This is a genomic window from Kaistella sp. (genome assembly GCF_049588135.1).
Taxonomy (GTDB): domain Bacteria; phylum Bacteroidota; class Bacteroidia; order Flavobacteriales; family Weeksellaceae; genus Kaistella.
The window spans coordinates 1-5,903 of the sequence record NZ_JBAVFG010000202.1; the positions used below are offsets into that span (position 1 = coordinate 1).

A 5,903-nucleotide genomic window follows, 5' to 3' on the forward strand; every position below is an offset into this window, starting at 1 on the left:
GAGTTTTATCTGTGTAGAATAATAAGATAATGTGTAAAATTATGTTTTTTTCATTTCTTATAGTATTTGTTTAATTTTAGGATTTTTTATTTTTAAACAAACCCCAAAACTTAAAATTTGAAACAAAAAAAATGAATTTAAAAATATACAACTCCCTTTCCGGTGAAAAAGAAACCTTCACACCAATCCACGAAAACAATGTTGGAATGTACGTTTGTGGACCCACGGTTTACAGCAATGTTCACCTCGGAAATGTGCGAACTTTTATGTCATTCGACTTTATTTATAGAAGTTTAATGCATCTTGGTTACAAAGTTCGCTACGTTCGAAATATTACCGATGCCGGACATTTAACCGATGACGGCGATGTGGATAACGACCGTTTCGTGAAACAATCGCGTTTAGAAAAATTAGAACCGATGGAAATCGTGCAGAAATATACGGTCGATTTTCATAAAGTTTTAGATACTTTCAATTTGTTACCGCCAACGATTGAACCGACTGCAACCGGACATATTTTAGAGCAAATTGAATTAGCTCAAAAATTAATAGATAAAGGGTTTGCCTACGAAAGCAATGGTTCCGTTTATTTTGATGTTTTAGAATACAATAAACGTGGATTAAATTACGGCGAACTTTCCCGCAGAAATATCGAAGAACTTTTTGCCAATACCCGAGATTTAGACGGACAAAATGAAAAGAAAAACCCACAAGATTTTGCCCTTTGGAAAGCCGCTTCTCCGGCTCATATCATGCGTTGGAATTCCCCGTGGGGAGAAGGTTTCCCGGGATGGCATTTGGAATGTACCGCCATGTCAACGAAATATTTAGGTGAAAAATTCGATATTCATGGCGGCGGAATGGATCTGAAATTTCCGCACCACGAATGTGAAGTGGCACAAGGAAAAGCTTGTAATGGAACCGAACCCGTAAATTACTGGCTTCATGCGAATATGCTCACAATGAACGGACAGCGAATGAGCAAATCTACCGGAAATTATATTTTACCGATGGAACTCGTTTCTGGGCAAAATGATTTTTTCGAAAAACCATTTCATCCAACAATCGTTCGTTTCAACTTTTTGCAAGCGCATTACCGAAGCGTTCTCGATATTTCCAATGAAGCGATGGTTGCGAGCGAAAAAGGGTTTCAGCGTTTAATGGAAGCGATGAAAGTGATTCAAAATTCTGAATTTAAAATTCAAGGTTCGCACGATTCAACTTTGAATATTGAATCTTCAACATTGAATTTAAGAGATTGGAAAGAAAAATGCTACGCAGCTTTAACTGATGATTTCAATTCACCGATTTTGATTTCGCATCTTTTCGAAGCGGTGAATTTTATTTTTAAATTAAAAGATGGAAAAGAAAGGATTTCTGCGGAAGATTTGGAGGAATTGAAAACCTTGATGAACGCTTTTGTTTATGATGTTTTAGGACTTCAAAATATCGAAGAAAATAATAATGAAAAACTCGATCAAACTTTGCAGGTTTTAATTGAATTAAGAAATCAAGCTAGAAAATCGAAGAACTTTGAACTTTCCGATCAAATCCGCGATCGCCTTTTAGCCGAAGGAATCGAGCTGAAAGACGGAAGAGAAGGAACGAGTTATTCAATTTCATAAAAAAATTAATTAAAAACTTTTTTTAATCATAAGCCTTCCTAGAACAGGGAAGGTTTTTTCATTTCTCCAAACTGCGTTTTTCTCGTTTTTAATGATTTTTAGCATATTTAAGATTTCTTATTGTAATGGATTGATTTTCAATTATTAAGCTATGAATATAAGATTTTAAACAATGGAGACCCTTTCAATAATTCATCAAAAATTCCCTAAATTGCAATCATTAAAGAATAACTTTTATGAAACTCTATCTTAATATTAATTTCAGAACGGAAGTCGGTGAGAATCTGCAAGTTTGCGTCCTAGAAGATGGGACAGATGAAAAAACGCACGCCTTAAAATATACCGACGACGGAAACTGGACTGCAGAAGTAGATTATTTTTCGAAATCAATTTGCTATAAATATCAGTTGGTTAATAATAAAGGTCTTATTTTAAATGAAGAATTTTCTTTGCACCAGTTGAATTTTTCTCACAATTATGATGAGTTTAATATTTATGATTTTTGGAACGCCAAAAACTTTCCTGAAAATTACCTCAATAATAAAATTCTAAAAAATAAACTCCGTGAATTTAAAGCTGAAAAAATTTCGGTTTTAAAAAAACATACTCACCTTTTCCGTCTGGAAGCACCGATTTACCACCCGAATTGGAGAGTGGTTATTTTAGGAAATTGTGAAGCACTCGGAAACTGGCAATATTTAAAGACCGTGCCAATGTCGCAAACCAGCTTCGGAATTTGGGAAGCGGCAGTTGAAATTGAGCAAAATCAAATGATTCAGTATAAATATGGTCTGATGAATACCGATTCTGGTGACGTTTTCGATATCGAATATGGGGACAACCGTTGGGCTTTACCGAATACCGATAAAAATATTCTTCAAATAAAAGCGGATCATTTTTTCAAATTCAAGTCTCACGAAATGTATCATGCAGCTGGCGTAGCTGTCCCCGTTTTTTCTTTAAGAACAGAAAACGGTTTCGGTGTCGGCGAATTCCCCGATTTGAAAAACTTGGCAGATTGGGCTTCGAAAACCAATCTTTCGGTTTTGCAGATTTTACCCATTAATGATACAACTGCGAATTACTCTTGGACTGATTCTTATCCGTATGCGGCGATTTCGGTGTATGCGCTTCATCCTCAATATTTGTCGATTGAAAATTTAGAGTTTCAATTGCCGAAAGATTTAATGAAAGAATTTAATGAAAAGAAGATTGAGTTGAATGCTTTAAGTTTAATTGATTACGAACAAATGATTTCTGGGAAATGGAAATTCATTACTTCTGTTTTCGAAGCGAATAAAGACGAAATTCTAAAGGACAAAAATTTTAAAAAATTCATTAAAGAAAATGAAGATTGGTTGGTTCCTTATGCTGCCTTTTGCGTCTTAAGAGATAAATATAAAACGCCCAATTTTAATGATTGGAAAACCCACAAGAAATATATCGCTGGGAAAATTTCTCCTTTTTTTACTGCGAAAAGTAAAGAATATGAAACTGCAATGCTTCACGCTTGGGTTCAATATCAACTTCATTTGCAGTTGAAAGATGCGATAGATTATACGCATCAATTGGGGATTTCTGTCAAAGGAGATTTGCCGATTGGGATTTATAGATATTCCGTGGAAGCTTGGGCAGAACCTGAACTTTTCGGGATGGATTTTCAAGCTGGCGCACCGCCAGATCAGTTTACCGAATTGGGACAAAACTGGGAATTCCCAACTTACAATTGGGAAGCGATGAAAGAAGACGGTTACCGTTGGTGGAAAAATCGTTTCAAAGCGTTGGAGCAATATTTCGATGCGATGCGGATTGATCACATTCTTGGATTTTTCAGAATTTGGAGAATGCCGATGAGCGCAACACAAGGAATTTTGGGGTATTTTTATCCTGCAATTCCCGTAAAATTGGAAGAGTTTTCAGCGAGAGGAATTCTATTTAATGAAGACCGATATTGCAAACCTTTTATCAATGATCAAATTCTTGAAAATATTTTTGGTGAAGAAAAAGATTTAATTCAAAATGAATTTATGAACAATCATTTTGATGGAACTTATTCTTTCAAAGAAGCATTTGATACGCAAAGAAAATTGGCAGATTATTTTAAAGAAAATCCGCGCGAGTGGGCAGATGAAAAATTGATTTCGCTTTGCGCAAACGTACTTTTCTTACCCGAAGAAATTGCAAATGGAGAAACGGTTTATCACCCAAGATTTAATATTGAAAAAACCGAGTCTTATCAATATTTGAACAGTGGAGAAAAACGAAAATTATCTGATTTATACATCGATTATTTCTTCAAAAGACAAGATGGCTTGTGGTACGAAAAAGCGATGGAGAAATTGCCAATGATTTTGAATGCGACAGACATGCTGATTTGTGGCGAAGATTTAGGCTTGGTTCCTGATTCGGTTCCGCAAGTGATGGATCTTTTGGGAATTACTGCTCTAAAAGTGCAAAGAATGCCGTCGGATAATATTCTGTGGTACAATCCGAGACACGCCGATTATATGAATGTGGTGACTGCAAGTTCCCATGATAGTTCTACGTTGCGACAATGGTGGCACGAAGATCGAGACTTGACGCAGAAATATTTCCATGAACAACTTGGTCAGTATGGCACTGCACCATGGAATTTAGAACCTCAGTTGGCGGAGATGATTATGAAGCAACATCTTTTTAATGATGCTATGTTAGCGATTTTTCCAATCCAGGAATTTCTGGCAACCGATAAAGAATTAACCAATCCAAATATGGACGAAGAGCGGATTAATAATCCTGCGGTTTTCCCTCATTATTGGAGATACAGAATGCATTTGAATGTGGAGGAACTTTTAAACCATGAAACTTTTAATCAGAAAATTGCAAGTTGGATTGCTGATGCGAATAGAATTTGAAAGTAGATTTAAGTAGATGATGGCAGTTTGCTTTTGGCTTAAAAATCAATGCTTAAAAGTTGAGAACACAATTTAAATACTTGTCGATCAGCATTTTATAAAAGAAGTTAGACTAAGGTTTTAACTTCTTTTTTATTTTGTAATCAAAACAATACAACGGTGATAAAAATAACTGTTTGGTTTTTAATAAAGATTACATTCAATACAAATAATGGCACGTTATTTTGATAGTAGTCAATTAATTTAATAAAGAAATTTTTAATGAAAAAGATACTCCTTGGTTTATCAGTGTTTATGATGGCATTGGTTTCCGCTCAAAATTATCCGAATTCTTATCCCAATAATAATTACGGTTCTGGTGTTAATAATTATGGTGATTCCGAAGATGAATTTTATTTCCCCGATGACTATTACTATCAATATCCAGCCGATTATTATACGAGTAATTTGTACAAAGATTATTATAATGACTATCGCCGAAGTATTTATGATGTTAACTGGAATCAGTTTTTTGCAACGTACAGATTGTCGCCTTGGCAAGTACAGCAAATTACGATGTTGAACAATAGTTTTCCTTCTTACGCTGCGTGGAATTCTTATTATCAATATAATCCTGATAGATGGTATTACGATCGGTTTTATGCAATTCAAAGAATTTTAGGACCTCATATTTTCGTGGTTTTTCAGAATAATTATTATCACGGTTACAATCCGGTTGTATATTATCAGAATTATAACAGAAGACATTATGCGAGAAATATTTACGTGGTTCCGCGGTATCGAAATGTCAACATCAATGTTTACAAAGTGAATAAAGTTCAATATCATCAAAGTAATCCAAGACAGAATATCGGTTTTCAACCCGTTCCCAGAACAGGACAAGCGACAAATACAAATGGAATGCGGGATAATGGATTTAGAAATGATCGTCTTAACACTGAAAATAATACAAGAAATAATTCTCTAAGACCTGAAAATAATAATATAGGTAACAATGGAATTAGAAACCAGGAATCCAATACCCGAAATGAAAATGGGAGAACCGAGTCACAAAATCGGGTAAATAATGGAGGTTTTCGAAATAATAAAAGTGACAGAGAAGAAAGCCCAAGAAATAATGTACCTACCAGAAAGATAGAAACTAATTCTGGAAATCGAAACAATCAAAATTCCGAATCCAGAGCTCCAAGTTCTAGTTCAAGAAACTCGGGTCAGCGTTTTACAGCCCGATAATTTTAGATTTTAATGTTAATAATGAAGGAGAGCAGTTTTGAAAAGAGCTGCTCTTTTCTAGGATTAAATTTTGAAGAAATAAGATTCATAAAAGATTCTTGTTTTTTTAACAAAAGTTTATGACTCAATGTTTTAACTATAAGATTTATTG

3 protein-coding genes are annotated in these 5,903 nt (G+C 34.7%); all 3 read left to right on the top strand.

What is annotated here, in order from left to right:
• The first annotated feature begins 131 nt into the window (after positions 1–131).
• The 3 genes from cysS to WBY99_RS11030 all read left to right on the top strand — a co-directional run bounded on the left by cysS (position 132) and on the right by WBY99_RS11030 (position 5,752).
• Positions 132–1,625: a cysteine--tRNA ligase gene (cysS, locus tag WBY99_RS11020; RefSeq protein ID WP_423976385.1), complete on the top strand. Its 1,494-nt coding sequence runs from the start codon at positions 132–134 to the stop codon at positions 1,623–1,625.
• 236 nt (positions 1,626–1,861) lie between these two features.
• Positions 1,862–4,519: a 4-alpha-glucanotransferase gene (locus tag WBY99_RS11025; protein WP_423976386.1), complete on the top strand. Its 2,658-nt coding sequence runs from the start codon at positions 1,862–1,864 to the stop codon at positions 4,517–4,519.
• Positions 4,520–4,780: 261 nt separating this feature from the next.
• Positions 4,781–5,752: a hypothetical protein gene (locus tag WBY99_RS11030; RefSeq protein WP_423976387.1), complete on the top strand. Its 972-nt coding sequence runs from the start codon at positions 4,781–4,783 to the stop codon at positions 5,750–5,752.
• Positions 5,753–5,903: the final 151 nt, after the last annotated feature.